Here is a 15,255-nt window from a genome sequence, read left to right as displayed (position 1 = left end):
TCGCGTGACTGTTTTTTGGTGGTGCTATGCAATCCTCTTCCCCGACCAACCCGCCGTCCACGCCGCCCGAGGGGCAAAAGAAAGCCAAGCGCCCGTGGTGGGCGCGGCTTCTGCTCGGATTCCTCGTCAGCCTCTTCGCACTCGTCGTCTGCGCGGGTCTGGTGCTCGGCTATGCGCTCGTCGTCGCGATGCCGAACCTGCCTTCGCTCGAGGCGCTCACCGACTACAAGCCGAAGGTGCCGCTGCGCATCTACACGGCGGATCACGTGCTGATCGGCGAATTCGGCGAGGAACGCCGCAGCGTCGTGCGCATTCAGGACGTGCCCGATCATCTGAAAAAAGCCGTGCTCGCGATCGAGGATGCGCGTTTCTACGATCACGGCGGCGTCGATCTCACCGGCATCCTGCGCGCGGGCTCGGTCGCGCTGACCAACGGCCACGCATCGCAGGGCGCGAGCACGATCACGATGCAGGTGGCGCGCAACTTCTTCCTGTCGAGCGAAAAAACCTACACGCGCAAGATCTACGAGATGCTGCTCGCGTACAAGATCGAGCGTGCGCTGACGAAGGATCAGATTCTCGAGGTCTATATGAATCAGATCTATCTCGGGCAGCGCGCGTACGGTTTCGCGAGCGCGGCGCGCGTCTACTTCGGGAAGGATCTGAAGGACATCTCGCTCGCCGAGGCCGCGATGCTCGCGGGCTTGCCGAAGGCGCCGTCGGCGTACAACCCGGTCGTCAATCCGAAGCGGGCCAAGGTCCGGCAGGAGTACATCCTGCAGCGCATGCTGGAGCTCAACTTCATTTCGCGCGACGAATACGACCAGGCGGTGAAGCAGCCGCTCGTCGTGAAGGGCGCGGGTCGGGAATTCAGCGTGCATGCCGAGTACGTCGCGGAAATGGTGCGCCAGATGATGTACGCGCAATACCGCGAGGAAGCGTATACGCGCGGCCTGAACGTCGTGACGACGATCGATTCCGCCGATCAGGACGCGGCCTATCGCGCGGTGCGCAAGGGGCTGATGGACTACGAGCACCGGCACGGTTATCGCGGACCGGAAGGCTATATCGAACTGCCGGCGGATCCGGACGACCGCGAGCAGGCCATCGACGATGCGCTAGCCGAGCATCCGGACAACGGGGAGATCGTCGCTGCGGTCGTGACGTCGGCGAGCCCGAAGGAAGTGAAGGCGAATTTCATCGACGGCAACACGGCGACGATCAGCGGCAACGACCTGCGCTTCGTCCAGTTCGCGCTGAGCCCGCGCGCGCAGCCGAATGCGCGCATTCGCCCGGGCGCGATCGTGCGTCTCATGAAGACCGACGACGGCGACTGGACCATCACGCAATTGCCGCAGGTCGAAGGCGCGCTGATTTCGATGGTGCCGCAGGACGGAGCGATCCGCGCGCTCGTCGGCGGCTTCGACTTCAACAAGAACAAGTTCAATCACGTGACGCAGGCGTGGCGTCAGCCGGGTTCGAGCTTCAAGCCGTTCATCTACTCGGCATCGCTCGAAAAGGGTCTTTCGCCCGCGACCATCATCAACGACGGCCCGCTCTTCTTCAGCGCCGCCGAAACCGGCGGCCAGGCGTGGGAGCCGAAGAACTACGGCGGCGGCTTCGACGGCCCGATGACGATGCGCTCCGCGCTGCAGCGCTCGAAGAACATGGTGTCGATCCGCATCCTGAGCCACATCGGCACGAAGTACGCGCAGCAGTACATCACGCGCTTCGGCTTCGACGCGGACCGCCATCCCGCCTATCTGCCGATGGCGCTCGGCGCGGGCCTCGTCACGCCGCTGCAGATGGCGGCGGGCTATGCGGTGTTCGCGAACGGCGGGTATCGCGTGAATCCGTATCTGATCGCCGATATCACCGATCCATACGGCCGCGTCGTCTCGCATCCGCAGCCGCTCGTCGCGCAGCAGAGCGCGCCGCTTGCGATCACGCCGCGCAACGCGTTCGTGATGAACAGTCTGCTGCAGAGCGTCGCGCAGCACGGCACGGGCGCGAAGACGAATCAGCTGAAGCGCGGCGACCTCGCCGGCAAGACGGGCACGACGAACGATTCGCGCGATGCGTGGTTCGCCGGCTATCAGCGCACGCTCGTGGCGGTCGCGTGGATCGGCTACGACAATCCGCGCAGCCTGGGCGACAAGGAAACCGGCGGCGGCCTCGCGCTGCCCGTCTGGATGGAATACATGGGCCGCGCGCTGAAGGGCGTGCCCGAGTACAAGCCGTTGACGCCGCCCGATGTCACGTCGCTCGGCGGCGAGCTGTACTTCGACGACATGACGCCGGGCCACGGCTTCGTCGCGACCATCGGCGTGAGTCAGGCGCCGCCGCAGGAAGGCGTGTCCGGCGTGACGGCGCCCGCGCCCGAAGTCGGCGAGCAGGAAAAGCAGGACATCATGAATCTGTTCAAGGGGCAGTAACCGCGCCCTTGCAACGTTCGAAGCGAGCGGGTCGAATGATCCGCTCGCTTTTTTTACGCTTTGAAGCTGATCGGCTCGCCCGCCTGTTCGCTCGAATACTTGCTGAGCGCGGCGAAGAACTCGCTGTCATCGCGCGTGTCGCGCCAGGCGCCGTCGACGTATTTATAGTGAAATCCGCCCGCCTTCGCCGCGAGCCAGATCTCGTGCTTCGGCGGCTGCAGATTCACGATCACCTTCGTGCGGTTCTCGAATTCCAATGTCAGCACATTGCCGCTGCGCTCGAACTCGATGTCGGCTTCGGCCTGGTCCACCGAGCGCTCGATGGCGGTCAGCGCGGCTTCCGCCAGCGTCAGGTATTCCTGGTCTGTCATGCTAAACTCCATCGATTAATCGTATAGGGACGGTCATGCGTGTCGTTTTCAGGATGAGCGCGATTGTAGCGGCTTTGAGCCTTGGCGCCGCGGCAACACTCACGCTCGGCGGTTGTGGGCAGCGCGGTCCGCTTTATCTGCCGACAGTGCCGCCGCTGCCGCAACGTCCCAACGATCTCCAGAATACGCCGCCTTCGGATGTAACTCCGAGCGACGAAACGGCGTTGCGCAGAGGCACCGTTCCGGACACATCCGGCGAGCCGCTGACGCTATCGCCCGAAACGGACCTGAAGTCCGGCCCCAACGCCGCCTCGGCGCCGAAAGCCGCCTCGTCCGCTTACTGATCCGCAAGCCCTGACGCCTTCCCGGCGCATTTTCGATTCCACGCATGAGTGATTCCGCATTCCATTACGTCGGCGGCGTGCTGCACGCCGAAGGCGTCTCAGCCGCGTCGCTCGCGGAGCAGTTCGGCACGCCGCTCTATGTCTATTCGCGCGATGCGCTCACGCGCGCCTATCACGCCTATGCCGATGCCTGCGCGGGGCGCCGCGCGACCGTGCACGTCGCGGTGAAGGCGAACAGCAATCTCGCGGTGCTCAACGTGTTCGCACGCATGGGCGCGGGCTTCGACATCGTGTCGTCGGGTGAACTGGCGCGCGTGCTCGCCGCGGGCGGCAGGGCGCAGAACACGGTGTTTTCGGGCGTCGGCAAGTCGGCGGCGGAAATGCGCGAGGCGCTCGAGGCGGGCGTGAAGTGCTTCAACGTCGAATCGATTCCCGAGCTGCACGCGCTGAACGAAGTGGCGAAGTCGCTCGGCAGGAAGGCGCCCGTTTCGCTGCGCGTCAATCCCGACGTCGACGCGAAAACGCACCCGTATATTTCCACCGGCCTCAAATCGAACAAGTTCGGCGTGGCCTTCGGCGACGCGCGCGCGACCTACGCGCAAGCGCATGCGATGGCGCATCTCGATGTCGTCGGCATCGATTGCCACATCGGCTCGCAGATCACCGAGATCAGCCCGTATCTCGACGCGGTCGACAAGCTGCTCGAACTCGTCGAGCAGATCGAGTCGGACGGCATGAGCATTCGTCACGTCGATGTCGGCGGTGGCCTCGGCATCACCTACGACGACGAAACGCCGCCCGATATCGGCGATTTCGTGAAGACGCTGCTCGATCACATCGAAAAGCGCGGCCACGGCCAGCGCGAAGTGTATTTCGAGCCGGGGCGTTCGCTCGTCGGCAATGCGGGCGTGCTGCTCACGCGCGTCGAGTATCTGAAGCCGGGCGAGGAAAAGAACTTCGCCATCGTCGATGCCGCGATGAACGATCTCGCGCGCCCCGCGATGTACGAGGCGTTTCATCGCATCGTGCCGGTCGTGAAGCGCGATGCGAAGGCGCACAGGTACGATGTCGTCGGCCCGGTGTGCGAGAGCGGCGACTGGCTCGGGCGCGACCGTGAACTGGCGATCGAGCAAGGCGATCTGCTCGCGATCTGCTCGGCGGGCGCATACGGCTTCGTGATGAGCTCGAACTACAACACGCGTCCGCGCGCCGCCGAAGTCATGGTCGATGGAGAACGCGCGCGGCTCGTGCGCGAACGCGAAGAGGTGAAGCAGTTGTTCGCCGGGGAATCGATCCTTCCGGACTGAAGCTTCCGCGCTTCAACGAAAAAGCGACGCTCGAACGGCGTCGCTTTTTTTATGCGCGCCGCTGCGCCGATTTCGCCTTGAGCCACGCGATGACGCGCCAGCCGAGCAACGCGATCACGATCGCGCCGTAGATTTTCGGCAGCTCGAAATCGTGCTTGCCCGCCTTCATCCACCAGAAATGCAGGATCGCGAGCGAGGCGATCAGATAGATCGTCCGATGCAAGGTCTGCCAGCGTCGGCCGAGCTTGCGAGCCATTGCCCTGGGCGACGTCACCGCGAGCGGAATCAGCAGCATGAACGCCGCGAAGCCCACCGTGATGAAGGGCCGCTTGCCGATGTCCTTCAGCATCTCGGCGACATCGAACCACTTGTCGAACCAGATGTACGTCGTGAAGTGCAGCACCGCGAAGAAGAACGCGTACAGCCCGATCATGCGGCGAAAGCGCGCGAGCGCCGTGATGCCCGTCATGCGGCGCACGGGCGTGATCGCGAGCGTGATGCAGAGATAGACGAGCGTCCACAAGCCGGTCGAGCGCGTGATGAATTCGATCGGATTCGCGCCCAGGCCGCCATTCGCGCCGGTGACGCCGAGCAGCACGAGGCGCGCGAGCGGATAGAGCATCGCGATGAACACGATGACTTTCGCAGGCACGGCCCAGCCTCGCGCCTGCGGCGTCGCAGCGGAACGCTTGATTTCGGAAGCGGACGGCATCGTTCAGAAATTCTTCCTGAGGTCCATGCCCTGATACAGCGACGCGACCTGATCGCCGTAGCCGTTGAACATCAGCGTCTTGCGCTTCGGCTGAAAAAAGCCGTCCTCGCCGATGCGCCGTTCCGTCGCCTGACTCCAGCGCGGATGATCGACGTTCGGGTTCACGTTCGAATAGAAACCATATTCGTTCGGCGCGTAGAGGTTCCAGCTCGTCGGCGGCTGCTTTTCGACGAAGCGGATTTTCACGAGCGACTTCGCGCTCTTGAAGCCGTACTTCCACGGCACCACGACGCGCACCGGCGCGCCGTTCTGGTTCGGCAGCACTTCGCCATACAGCCCGACTGTGAGAAGCGTGAGCGGATTCATCGCTTCGTCCATGCGCAAGCCTTCCGAATACGGCCATTCGAGGATGGGCGTCGAGAGACCGGACATCTGCGACGGGTCGGCAAGCGTGATGAACTGCACGTACTTCGCATTGCCGGTGGGTTCGGCGCGCCTGACGAGCTCGGAGAGCGACACGCCAACCCACGGAATCACCATCGACCAGCCTTCGACGCAGCGCAGCCGGTAGACGCGCTCTTCCAGCGGCGCGAGCTTCAGGATGTCGTCGATGTCGTAGACCTTCGGATTCTTGATCGCGCCTTCGACGGACACCTTCCACGGCCGCGGGCGCAGCGTGCCGGCATGTTCCGCCGGATCGCCCTTGTCGGTGCCGAACTCGTAGAAATTGTTGTAGGTCGTGATGTCCTTGAACGCCGTCGGCTTGTCGAGCGCGACGAATTTCGGATTGGTCGTCGCCGCGAGCTTCTGGCCCTTGGCATCGGGCGATGTCAGCGTCGCGAGGGCGTTGCCGCTCGCGCCGGCCAGCCCGGTCGCGGCGAGCGCGCCGATCGAGCGCAGCGCGCGGCGCCGGTTCTCGAACACGTCGCGCGGCGTGATTTCATGACCCGCGATGTCGCCGCCGTAGAGGCGGCGGTTTCGTCTGATCCACATGAAGCGTTGCTCCTTCGTTCGCGGCGCGCGGCGCACGCCACCCATCATTCATATACGGGGAAACAGCAGACCGGATGCCCGTATTCCACCCCGAAACGAAAAAAAACCGCCAGCGCAACGACGCATGGCGGTTCTTTTCCGGTTCGTTCCGCTGGGCTCAGAGCTTGCCGTAGCTATGCAGGCCCGACAGGAACATGTTCACGCCGAGGAACGCGAACGTAGTGACGATGAGCCCGGTCAGTGCCCACCAGGCCGCCGCCGCGCCGCGCAGACCCTTCATCAGACGCATGTGCAACCATGCCGCGTAGTTCAGCCAGACGATCAGCGCCCACGTTTCCTTCGGGTCCCAGCTCCAGTAGCCGCCCCAGGCCTCCGCGGCCCACAGCGCGCCGAGAATCGTCGCGATGGTGAAAAACGCGAAGCCGACTGCGATCGACTTGTACATCACGTCGTCGAGCACGTCGAGCGACGGCAGGCGGTCCGCCAGCACGCCGCGCTGCTTCGCGAGGTACGCGACGGAAACCATCGCCGAAAGCGCGAAGCTGCCGTAGCCGATGAAGTTCGCCGGCACGTGAATCTTCATCCACCAGCTTTGCAGCGCGGGCACGAGCGGCTGGATCTGCTGCGCGTCGCGGGCGATCGAGTACCACATCAGGAAGCCGACCGCCGCGCTGATCACGAGCAGCACGAACGCACCCATCTGCCGCGTCGCGTAATGCTGCTCGTAGTAGAGATAGAACAGCGCCGTGATCAGGCAGAACAGCACGAAAACTTCATACAGATTCGAAATCGGAATATGGCCGACGTCCGAGCCGATCATGTACGACTCGTACCAGCGCACCATCAGGCCGGTGAAGCCCATCAGCACCGCGACCCACGTCATGCGCGAGCCGATCGCGCCGCCGGTCTGCGAGCGCGTCACGAGGCCGATCCAGTAGAACAGTGTCGCGAGGATGAAGAGCGCGCTCATCCACAGGATGGCGGACTGGCTCGACAGGAAGTACTTGAGGAAGAAATTGGTGTCGGCGCGCGCGAGATCGTGGTGATAGAGCTGGATCGACGACAGCGCCAGCACCGCGATCATCGCGATGAGCAGGCGCACCGGTTTCCAGCGCCAGCCGAGCACGACGAACGTGGGCACCGCGCCGATCAGCACGGCCGTGTCGTACACGTCCATGTACGCGTGATACCGATTCAGCGCGAAACCCGCTCCCGCGACCATCGCGATGGCGAACAGCCAGTCGATCGGCGTCAGCCGGCGCAGAAACGGACGGTCGTCGAACGTGGCGACATCGGGCAGTCCGCCCGGTGCCGGACGATCCGTCGTGGCGGGTGCGTGGGAGGAGGTTTGAGAGAGGTCCATGATCTTACCGTGTTGAAACTTCCGAACTCGGGGCTTCGGATTGCGTTTGCGCTGTGGGTGCGCCTGGTGTCGGGGACGGATCAGCCGGCTCTGCCGGCTTTGCGTCGAGCGCCGCCGCGATCTGCGCGCGCGTGCGCACGAACTCCTTCTCGAAATCGAATGTCCGGCGTGCCGTGGACATCGCCATCAGCACGCTCGCGCCACCCTGCCCTGCATCCTTGAGCCAGAACCAGAGCCGGCGTTCGCGCACGTAGAACATCGCGAAAATGCCGACCACCAGCAGAAGGCTGCCAAGATACACCAGATTCTTGCCCGGCGCGCGCGTCAACTGGAATACCGAAGCTTGCACCTGCTTGAAGTTGTCCAGTTGCAGAAAGACCGGCGAACCGTACAGAAAGCTGTCGGAAAGCGCGTTGATGGACGACTGCACGAATGCGCTGTTCTTCTCATCCACTTTAGCGTCCGGAAGGCCGTTTTGCTCTCGGGAAATCTGCCAGACATCCCACATCGCGCCTTCGAGCATGCGCATCAGCAGCCCCGCCGCCTTCTCCTGCTCGCCCTTCGGCACCGAGCGGTCGATGAACGTCGCGACGCTCTGGAAGCCGCCAATCATCTGAGGATTCGCGGTGGCCTTACCCGTTTCGTCCGCGCCGGCGAAGAGATTCAGCACGCGAATCGCGCTCTCTTCCAGATGCTTCTGCAGTTCGCCGTTTTCCTGCGGTACCGAGCGCAGCGCGAAACGATGCGCGGCTTCGGCGCGCGTCGCGGGCGTCTGGAGCGCCGCGCGCAAGTCCATCCATTGCTTGACCGTGCCTTGTTCGTCGGCGGGAATGCGCAGGTAGCGGAACGGGTCGTTCGGGCTCACCCGCATGCCCGCGAGGAACATGCGCTGGCCGCTGACATCCACCGGCAACATGTAGTTGCTGTACTCGCGTGCCTGACCGTCCGTGCCGCGTACCTTGTATTGCACCGACGGGCCGATATTGCGCAGATCGGTCGGTTTCGAGGTTTTCGCGCCGGAACCGAGGCGCTCGTCGAACGCGTCGCGCAGCGTTTCCTTCTTGCCGACGCCGCGCGCGTCGGGTGCGCCGCTGCCGTCCGTCATGTTCTCCACATTGATCGCGCGGAAATCCGTGAATTCGACGGTTTCGCCCTGCGCGCCCGTGAACTGCGTGCCGACGGGCGCGGTGCCGCCGATCGTGCCGCTGAAGGGCGCAGTCTTCGCGCTGCCGCCGGTCATCGGCCAGGCGGTCATTTCGAGCTTCGAGCCGCCGTCCTGGAAACTCGACTGATAGATCGAAATGCCGTCGTAGGTGAACGGCTTGTTCACCTCGACGCGCGCCGGAATGCGCTTGCCCGTCTTGTGATCGATCACGACGATGTCGCTCGCGAAGAGCTTCGGCATCCCGGTGGAGTAGTAATCGACGATGAACTTGTTCAGCTGAATCGAGAACGGCAGGTCCTGGATGATCGAGCCGTCCTGCTGATTCAGAATGGCCGTGCCGACGTATTGCCCTTCGGGCACCCACGCGTACCCGCGGAACGTCGGGTTCGACGTGGACAGCCGGTGTTCGGGAGGAATGTCGTTGATGACGGCGTTGCTGTTGATCGGCGTCTTGTTGAACATCCACATCTGCAGTTTGATGGGCAGGTTGCTGTCGAGCAGCCCGCCGATGCAGATCACGACGATCGCCAGATGCGCCGAGATATAGCCGATCTTCGTCATCGCGCCGCGCTTGCCGGCGATGAGCGTCGCGCCGTTGTCGGTCTGACGCGTGACGGTGCGATAGCCCATCTTGCCGGCGAGGCGCTCGAGCGTCGCCGCGGTCTGCGCGCGGCTCGCCGAAACGGCAAACTCGCCCTTGTGATGGAACGCGCGCAGGCCGCCTTCATGCACGCGATCCTTCCAGCTCTTGATGTCCGCGACCATCTTCGGGCTGTTGCGCACCACGCACAGCGACACCGAGATCACGAGGAAGATCAGGATCATCATGAACCACCACGCGCTGTACACGTTGTAGAGGCTCAGGCCGCGGAAGATGTCCGCCCAGAACGGGCCGAACTGATTCACGTAGTTGGGGTACGGGTCCTCTTGCGTGAGCACCGTGCCGATGATGCTCGCGATCGCCAGAATGACCAGCAATGCGATGGCGAAGCGCATCGAACTCACGAGCTCGATGAAATGCCTGACGGCGCGGCGGCTCGACTTCGACTGCAAACCCGATGTGGTGACGCTCATTCAAACTCCGACTAAACAGCAAAAAAGGGTGGAGACGCTGGCGGTCTCATCGACCGACGTCCCACCCTTTCTTGTTTTCGCGCCGACCTTCTCGGATCTTCCCGGGACCGGCTTCGTAGTATGGGCGATTCCCGCGTATCGAGCCGGGAACCGCTGGACGCTGACTGCTGCGCTTAATGCAAACCGGCGATGTAGTCCGACACCGCCTTCATCTCCGCTTCATTCAAGCGCGAAGAGATGGCGTGCATCGGCTCGCTGTTGTTGCGTTGTCCCGATGCGAAGGCGTTCAACTGCGCGACCGTGTAGTCGCCCCACTGCCACGACAGCCGCGGATACTGCACCGGGATGCCCATGCCCGTCGCGCCATGGCACGCGGCGCACGCCGGCACGCCCTTGTCCGCGATGCCGCCGCGATAGATCTTCTGGCCCAGCGCGACGTCGTTCTTGTCGCGCGCGTAGTTGGGCTTGGCCTTCTGCGACTCGAAGTACGCCGCCACGTTCACCATATCCTGATCCGACAGCGCGCCCGCGATGCCCGCCATGATCGGATTGTTGCGCGCCGGCGCCTTCGCGCCCGGCTGCGTCTTGTAATCCTTCAACTGCTTGACGATGTATTCCGCGTGCTGGCCCGCGAGTTTCGGAAACGCCGCCCCGGCGCTGTTGCCGTCCGCCGCGTGGCATGCCGCGCACACCTGGGTCGCGATGGCCTGCCCTCTTGCCGCATCCGGCTTCGCCGGTTGCGCGGGCTCTGCCGCATTCACTGACACCGATACTGCCAAGCCACCGAAACCCGCACCGAAACCCGCCGCTGCCCGAAGCACCTGACGCACCACCAGAGACCTGTACAGTCGGTTCATTCGCGTACCCTGTTTTTCGTCTTGTGAGAATGGGAGGTTCTGCAAAAAACGACGGCGACCGATCATCGCCGCAAGATACCCGAACGAAAGGGCTCAAAAAAGTGCCCGAAAAACTGTCTCGCTCCTGTGTGGGTGACGCCTGCGGCTTGGGTCTTGCGTGCCCGTGCTGATCTTTAAGAATCCGTCGTATTGTACAATAACCCGCTATACGCAAAGACGCCAGTCGGGGCATGCCCAGTATTTGCCGGGTTCTCAAGGCTTCAAGTTTTCGCAGCTCTTTCGATTGGGCCCGCCAATGTCATTCCTGCTTCACCAATCCCGCTTCTTCACCACCGTCAATCATCTGCGCGATCTGCCGCCCACGCCGCAGCCCGAAATCGCGTTCGCGGGGCGCTCGAACGCGGGCAAATCGACGGCAATCAACGTGCTGTGCAACCAGAAGCGGCTCGCGTTCGCGAGCAAGACGCCGGGGCGCACGCAGCACATCAATTACTTCGCGGTCGGGCCAGAAGCCTCGCCGGTCGGCTATCTCGTCGATCTTCCCGGCTACGGTTACGCCGAAGTGCCGGGCGCCGCGAAGGAGCACTGGCAGCGCCTGCTCTCCACGTATCTGCAAAGCCGCGCCCAACTGCGCGGCATGATCCTGATGATGGACTCGCGGCGGCCGCTCACCGAGCTCGATCGCATCATGATCGACTGGTTCGCGCCGACGGGTAAGCCGATTCACGCGCTGCTCACCAAATGCGACAAATTGACGCGACAGGAGATGACCAACGCCCTGCGCGCAACGAAGAAATCCTTCGCGGAATACAAGGATGCGGGCTATCGCGGCGAGCTCACCGCGCAGCTGTTCTCCGCGCTCAAGCGCACGGGGCTGGATGAAGCGCACGAGCTGATCGAAAGCTGGCTGATGCCCGAAGAAGCGGGCGAGAACGCGCAGGAAGATGTGGCCGAGTGAGCCGTCGAGCAGAAGCTCCGGCATAAAAAAACCCGCCGCATGACGGCGGGTTAACAGCCTAATCGAATATCGACAGGCACCCGCTCAGGGAGGAGAAGCGGGGAGTCCGGCGGCAAGCGCCTCGCTCGATCGGTATGATATACCATTGTCTCAAAACGGTTTCAGACGCGTCCAAGTCCTTGTTCAGCAAGGCTTTGCGTGTTTTGGAAGCCGTTTTCGACGTCCCCCGGAAGGCCACTCAAATTCGAGTCAAGACATGAGCTTCTATCCCCACCATCGCCCGCGCCGCATGCGCCGCGATGACTTCTCGCGCCGTCTGATGCGCGAAAACATCCTCACCACCAACGATCTCATCTATCCGGTGTTCATCGTCGAAGGCACGAATCTGCGGCAGGCGGTGCCGTCGATGCCCGGCGTCGAGCGCACGTCCGTCGATCTGCTGATGAGAGTCGCCGAGCAGTGCGTCGAGCTGGGCGTGCCGGTGCTGTCGCTGTTTCCGGCGATCGAGCCGTCGCTCAAGACGCCCGATGGACGCGAAGCCACCAACCCGGAAGGTCTGATTCCGCGCGCCGTTCGCGAACTGAAAAAGAACTTCCCGATGCTCGGCGTGTTGACCGATGTCGCGCTGGATCCGTACACGAGCCACGGCCAGGACGGCGTGCTCGACGAAGAAGGCTACGTGAAGAACGACGAAACCAGCGAGATTCTCGTCGAGCAGGCGCGCACGCAAGCCGAGGCGGGCGTGGATATCGTCGCGCCGTCGGACATGATGGACGGCCGCATCGGCGCGATCCGCGAGATGCTGGAAAGCGAAGATCACATTCACACGCGCATCATGGCGTATGCGGCGAAGTACGCGTCGGCGTTCTATGGCCCGTTCCGCGATGCCGTCGGCTCGGCTGCGAATCTCGGCAAGGGCAACAAGATGACATATCAGATGGACCCGGCCAACTCCGACGAAGCGATGCGCGAAGTGCGCATGGACATCGAGGAAGGCGCGGACATGGTGATGGTCAAACCCGGCATGCCGTACCTCGACATCGTGCGCCGCGTGAAGGATGAGTTCCGCTTCCCGACCTATGCTTATCAGGTGAGCGGTGAATACGCGATGATCAAGGCCGCCGCGCAGAACGGCTGGATCGATCACGACAAGGTGATGATGGAAGCGCTGCTCGCATTCAAGCGCGCGGGCGCGGATGGCGTGCTGACGTACTTCGCGCTGGATGCCGCACGGATTCTGCGGGCGTCGAAGTAACGCTTTGGTGTCTTTGAAGCTGAAAGGGCGATGCGTCACGGCATCGCCCTTTTTTATCCGTTCGACGGACCGAGCTTGTCGAGGCTCTTCAGGAACGTGTCCGCCGACTCATAGCCGACCACGCGCGCGACTTCGTTGCCCTGCGCATCGAAGAAGATGATGCCCGGCGGGCCAAACAACTTGAAGCGCTTGAGCAAGGCTTGATCGTCGGTGTTGTTCGCGGTCACGTCCGCACGCAGGAGATTGAGTTGCGCGAGGCGCGCCTGCACGCGGGCGTCGGAGAAAGTCAGCTTCTCCATTTCCTTGCAGGACACGCACCAGTCCGCATAAAAATCGAGCATCGCCGGGCGCGCGGCGGCCTTGACGGCAGAATCCAGCTCCGCCGATGAGCGCACCGGTGCAAAGGCCGGTCCTTGTGTCTGCGCGCGCGAAATAGCGGACGCGTCGCCTCGCGACGCCAGCACGGCGAGGGGGCGCAGCGGATCCGTGGAACCGGCCGCGAGGCCAATCAGCAATGTCGCCGCCCAGATCGCGAACGCGGCGCCGAGCCCCCGTCCGAGGCGCTTCCAGACGCCGACGGGCGCCGCCACGCCTGACGAGAACAAGCCGAGCGATGCCGCCGCGATCAGCAGCCAGAGCGCCGCAAGCAGCATCTGCGTGACGCCGCCGATTACCGGCCAGACAATCCACAGCGCGGCCGCGAGCAGGACGACGCCGAAGAACACTTTCACGCCGTCCATCCACGCGCCTGCGCGCGGCAGGAGCGAACCCGCACCGAGTCCGATGACGAGCAGCGGCACACCGAGGCCAATCCCCATTGCGAAGAGCGCCGCTCCGCCGAGCACGGCGTCGCCCGTATGCGCGATGAATGCGAGCACCGCGAAAAGCGGCGCGGTCATGCACGCACCCACGACGAGCGCGGAAAGCGCGCCCATCACCGCCACCGCGGCGAATTTGCCGCCACTGCGTTTCTGCGATGCCTGGTTGACGCCGCTTTGCCAACGCTCGGGCAACGCGATGTCCATGCCCGAAATCAGCGCGACGGCGAATGCCGCGAGCAGCACGCCAAACGCGCCGAGCACCCACGGATTCTGCAACCACGCGCCGAGACTTTGGCCGATCAGCGCGGCGGCGATGCCGAGCACGGTGTAGACGAGCGCCATGCCGGCGACATACGAAACCGACAGCGCGAATCCGCGCGCACGCGTCACGCGCGCGCCCTCTCCGACGATGATCGCGGAAAGAATCGGAATCATCGGATACGAGCAGGGCAACAGGCTCAGCACCACGCCCGCGAGGAAATATAGACCGATGATGGTGAAGAACCCGCCGCCTTCGAGCATCGATTGCGCGTAGTCAGCGCTCGTGGCGCGCTCGAACCAGGATTGCGAGTCGTCGGCGCGCGCTGCAGTGGCCGGCGGGACCGTGCCGGCGGGCTGAAGCGCGTCGCCTTTCACACGATACGTTTTTTCCATCGGCGGGTAACAAATACCCTGATCCGCACAACCTTGCGATGTCACCGCGAGTTCGAACGGCCCTTTCGCCTGCGTGACGGGAATGCGGATGAGAAGTTCGCCGCGATAGGTCTCGACGTCCTTGTTGAACGTCTGGTCGAAGTGGACTTTGCCGCCCGGCAACTGCGCGGCGCCGATCGTCGCATCGCCGCTTTTCACCGCGAAAGCGAAGCGCTCGCGGTACATGTAGTAGCCGTCCGCGATCTCGTAGCGCACGTCCACTTCGCCCGGCTTCTCGGATACGCTGAACTTGAACGCGACGTCGGGATCGAGGAAATCGTCGGCCGCGCGCGCGGCGCCCGAAACCAGCGAAAAAGCGGTCAGAAGGAAGAGCGCGGCGAGGAATCGGCTCGCGACGAGACGGGAAAACTCAAACATGGAGAGGACGCTGCGTTTCTGCGTTGACCCACTGACCATAGCCCGGCGATGCATCCACCTGCCAGACGAGGATTTCGGGTGTTTCATAGGGATGCCGAGCCGCGACGAAGCGCTGCAATTCCCCGGCGCGCGCGACGCTCGTCTTGAAAAGCAACTGGACCTCCTGCGACGACTCCAGCACGCCCTTCCAGTGATAGTGCGAAGCGACCGCGCCGAGATTCGTGACGCACGCGGCGAGCCGCGCTTCCAGCGCCGCTTGCGCGAGCGTATCGGCCGCTGCGGCGTCGGGCAGCGTGGACAGCATCAATACGACGGGGACGTTCACTCGGGACTCCAGGACGGCAAGACGACTACTTCCATATCGTAGCATCGGCGGCTGCCGCACATCTTTACAGCCAGGCGCGCTGAAAAGCCGCAGCCCGAATGCAAAAAGGCCAAGCTGAGCTTGGCCTTCAGACTGCTGACAAAGCCCTGGCTCTGCCCAGGGCTTTGTTCTTTAATAGAGGTCATGCTTAAGAAGCCGACACCC

The 15,255-nt window shown here is 63.5% G+C and carries 14 protein-coding genes; 5 read left to right on the top strand and 9 right to left on the bottom strand.

Going from position 1 to position 15,255, the window contains the following annotated elements; genetic code table 11:
• Window positions 1–26 precede the first annotated feature (26 nt).
• The gene (locus AWB83_RS29950) at window positions 27–2,435 is read left to right on the top strand and encodes a penicillin-binding protein 1A (protein ID WP_087049253.1); all 2,409 of its coding nucleotides are present in this window, start codon (window positions 27–29) and stop codon (window positions 2,433–2,435) included.
• Between the two features lie 53 nt (window positions 2,436–2,488).
• On the opposite strand, the gene cyaY is transcribed toward AWB83_RS29950, so the two are convergent.
• The gene (cyaY, locus tag AWB83_RS29945; protein WP_087049252.1) at window positions 2,489–2,806 is read right to left on the bottom strand and encodes an iron donor protein CyaY; all 318 of its coding nucleotides are present in this window, start codon (window positions 2,804–2,806) and stop codon (window positions 2,489–2,491) included.
• A gap of 35 nt (window positions 2,807–2,841) precedes the next feature.
• Here cyaY and lptM point away from each other — a divergent pair, with 35 nt between their 5' ends.
• A complete protein-coding gene (gene lptM, locus AWB83_RS29940) occupies window positions 2,842–3,150 on the top strand; it encodes an LPS translocon maturation chaperone LptM (protein ID WP_087049251.1) in 309 nt (102 codons plus the stop codon).
• Between the two features lie 44 nt (window positions 3,151–3,194).
• Window positions 3,195–4,457, top strand: coding sequence for a diaminopimelate decarboxylase (gene lysA, locus AWB83_RS29935; RefSeq protein ID WP_087049250.1), 1,263 nt, complete (start codon window positions 3,195–3,197; stop codon window positions 4,455–4,457).
• A gap of 49 nt (window positions 4,458–4,506) precedes the next feature.
• Here lysA and msrQ read toward each other — a convergent pair whose 3' ends face one another.
• The 5 genes from msrQ to AWB83_RS29910 all read right to left on the bottom strand — a co-directional run bounded on the left by msrQ (window position 4,507) and on the right by AWB83_RS29910 (window position 10,621).
• Window positions 4,507–5,169: a protein-methionine-sulfoxide reductase heme-binding subunit MsrQ gene (gene msrQ, locus AWB83_RS29930; protein ID WP_087049249.1), complete on the bottom strand. Its 663-nt coding sequence runs from the start codon at window positions 5,167–5,169 to the stop codon at window positions 4,507–4,509.
• 3 nt (window positions 5,170–5,172) lie between these two features.
• Window positions 5,173–6,162: a protein-methionine-sulfoxide reductase catalytic subunit MsrP gene (gene msrP, locus AWB83_RS29925; RefSeq protein ID WP_087049301.1), complete on the bottom strand. Its 990-nt coding sequence runs from the start codon at window positions 6,160–6,162 to the stop codon at window positions 5,173–5,175.
• Window positions 6,163–6,319: 157 nt separating this feature from the next.
• On the bottom strand, window positions 6,320–7,525 hold the full coding sequence (gene ccsB, locus AWB83_RS29920) for a c-type cytochrome biogenesis protein CcsB (RefSeq protein WP_087049248.1): 1,206 nt from the start codon (window positions 7,523–7,525) through the stop codon (window positions 6,320–6,322).
• Window positions 7,526–7,529: 4 nt separating this feature from the next.
• Window positions 7,530–9,764 (bottom strand): cytochrome c biogenesis protein ResB, encoded by a 2,235-nt coding sequence (locus AWB83_RS29915; protein ID WP_087049247.1) that lies wholly within the window; start codon window positions 9,762–9,764, stop codon window positions 7,530–7,532.
• A 173-nt stretch (window positions 9,765–9,937) separates the two neighbouring features.
• The gene (locus AWB83_RS29910; protein WP_096059401.1) at window positions 9,938–10,621 is read right to left on the bottom strand and encodes a c-type cytochrome; all 684 of its coding nucleotides are present in this window, start codon (window positions 10,619–10,621) and stop codon (window positions 9,938–9,940) included.
• 295 nt (window positions 10,622–10,916) lie between these two features.
• Between AWB83_RS29910 and yihA the strand changes: the two genes are divergently transcribed.
• Window positions 10,917–11,579, top strand: coding sequence for a ribosome biogenesis GTP-binding protein YihA/YsxC (yihA, locus tag AWB83_RS29905; RefSeq protein ID WP_087049245.1), 663 nt, complete (start codon window positions 10,917–10,919; stop codon window positions 11,577–11,579).
• Between the two features lie 256 nt (window positions 11,580–11,835).
• On the top strand, window positions 11,836–12,834 hold the full coding sequence (gene hemB, locus AWB83_RS29900; RefSeq protein ID WP_087049244.1) for a porphobilinogen synthase: 999 nt from the start codon (window positions 11,836–11,838) through the stop codon (window positions 12,832–12,834).
• A gap of 53 nt (window positions 12,835–12,887) precedes the next feature.
• Here the strand turns inward: hemB and dsbD are convergent, their stop codons facing one another.
• From dsbD to AWB83_RS37010, 3 genes are all read right to left on the bottom strand, one after another.
• Window positions 12,888–14,726 carry a protein-disulfide reductase DsbD gene (gene dsbD / locus AWB83_RS29895; protein WP_087049243.1) on the bottom strand — a complete coding sequence of 613 codons (1,839 nt, stop codon included), beginning with the start codon at window positions 14,724–14,726 and terminating at the stop codon, window positions 12,888–12,890.
• Entirely contained in the window at window positions 14,719–15,051 is a 333-nt protein-coding gene (gene cutA, locus AWB83_RS29890; RefSeq protein ID WP_087049242.1) for a divalent-cation tolerance protein CutA, read from the bottom strand. Before cutA ends, dsbD begins: the two co-directional genes overlap by 8 nt.
• The coding region (locus AWB83_RS37010) for a hypothetical protein (RefSeq protein WP_208636819.1) at window positions 15,048–15,255 on the bottom strand (208 nt) is incomplete at its 5' end. The genes cutA and AWB83_RS37010, both read right to left, overlap by 4 nt.

The sequence above is a fragment of the Caballeronia ptereochthonis genome, assembly GCF_001545075.1.
GTDB classification, from domain to species: Bacteria; Pseudomonadota; Gammaproteobacteria; order Burkholderiales; family Burkholderiaceae; genus Caballeronia; species Caballeronia ptereochthonis.
Note: the sequence above shows the minus strand (reverse complement) of the source record. Positions and strands in the feature narration are given on the sequence as shown.

Excerpts from the sequence above, each read along its gene's own strand:
- AWB83_RS29950 (WP_087049253.1), top strand. The coding sequence starts at position 27 with ATGCAATCCTCTTCCCCGACCAACCCGCCGTCCACGCCGCCCGAGGGG.
- cyaY (WP_087049252.1), bottom strand. The coding sequence starts at position 2,806 with ATGACAGACCAGGAATACCTGACGCTGGCGGAAGCCGCGCTGACCGCC.
- lptM (WP_087049251.1), top strand. The coding sequence starts at position 2,842 with ATGCGTGTCGTTTTCAGGATGAGCGCGATTGTAGCGGCTTTGAGCCTT.
- lysA (WP_087049250.1), top strand. The coding sequence starts at position 3,195 with ATGAGTGATTCCGCATTCCATTACGTCGGCGGCGTGCTGCACGCCGAA.
- msrQ (WP_087049249.1), bottom strand. The coding sequence starts at position 5,169 with ATGCCGTCCGCTTCCGAAATCAAGCGTTCCGCTGCGACGCCGCAGGCG.
- msrP (WP_087049301.1), bottom strand. The coding sequence starts at position 6,162 with ATGTGGATCAGACGAAACCGCCGCCTCTACGGCGGCGACATCGCGGGT.
- ccsB (WP_087049248.1), bottom strand. The coding sequence starts at position 7,525 with ATGGACCTCTCTCAAACCTCCTCCCACGCACCCGCCACGACGGATCGT.
- AWB83_RS29915 (WP_087049247.1), bottom strand. The coding sequence starts at position 9,764 with ATGAGCGTCACCACATCGGGTTTGCAGTCGAAGTCGAGCCGCCGCGCC.
- AWB83_RS29910 (WP_096059401.1), bottom strand. The coding sequence starts at position 10,621 with ATGAACCGACTGTACAGGTCTCTGGTGGTGCGTCAGGTGCTTCGGGCA.
- yihA (WP_087049245.1), top strand. The coding sequence starts at position 10,917 with ATGTCATTCCTGCTTCACCAATCCCGCTTCTTCACCACCGTCAATCAT.
- hemB (WP_087049244.1), top strand. The coding sequence starts at position 11,836 with ATGAGCTTCTATCCCCACCATCGCCCGCGCCGCATGCGCCGCGATGAC.
- dsbD (WP_087049243.1), bottom strand. The coding sequence starts at position 14,726 with ATGTTTGAGTTTTCCCGTCTCGTCGCGAGCCGATTCCTCGCCGCGCTC.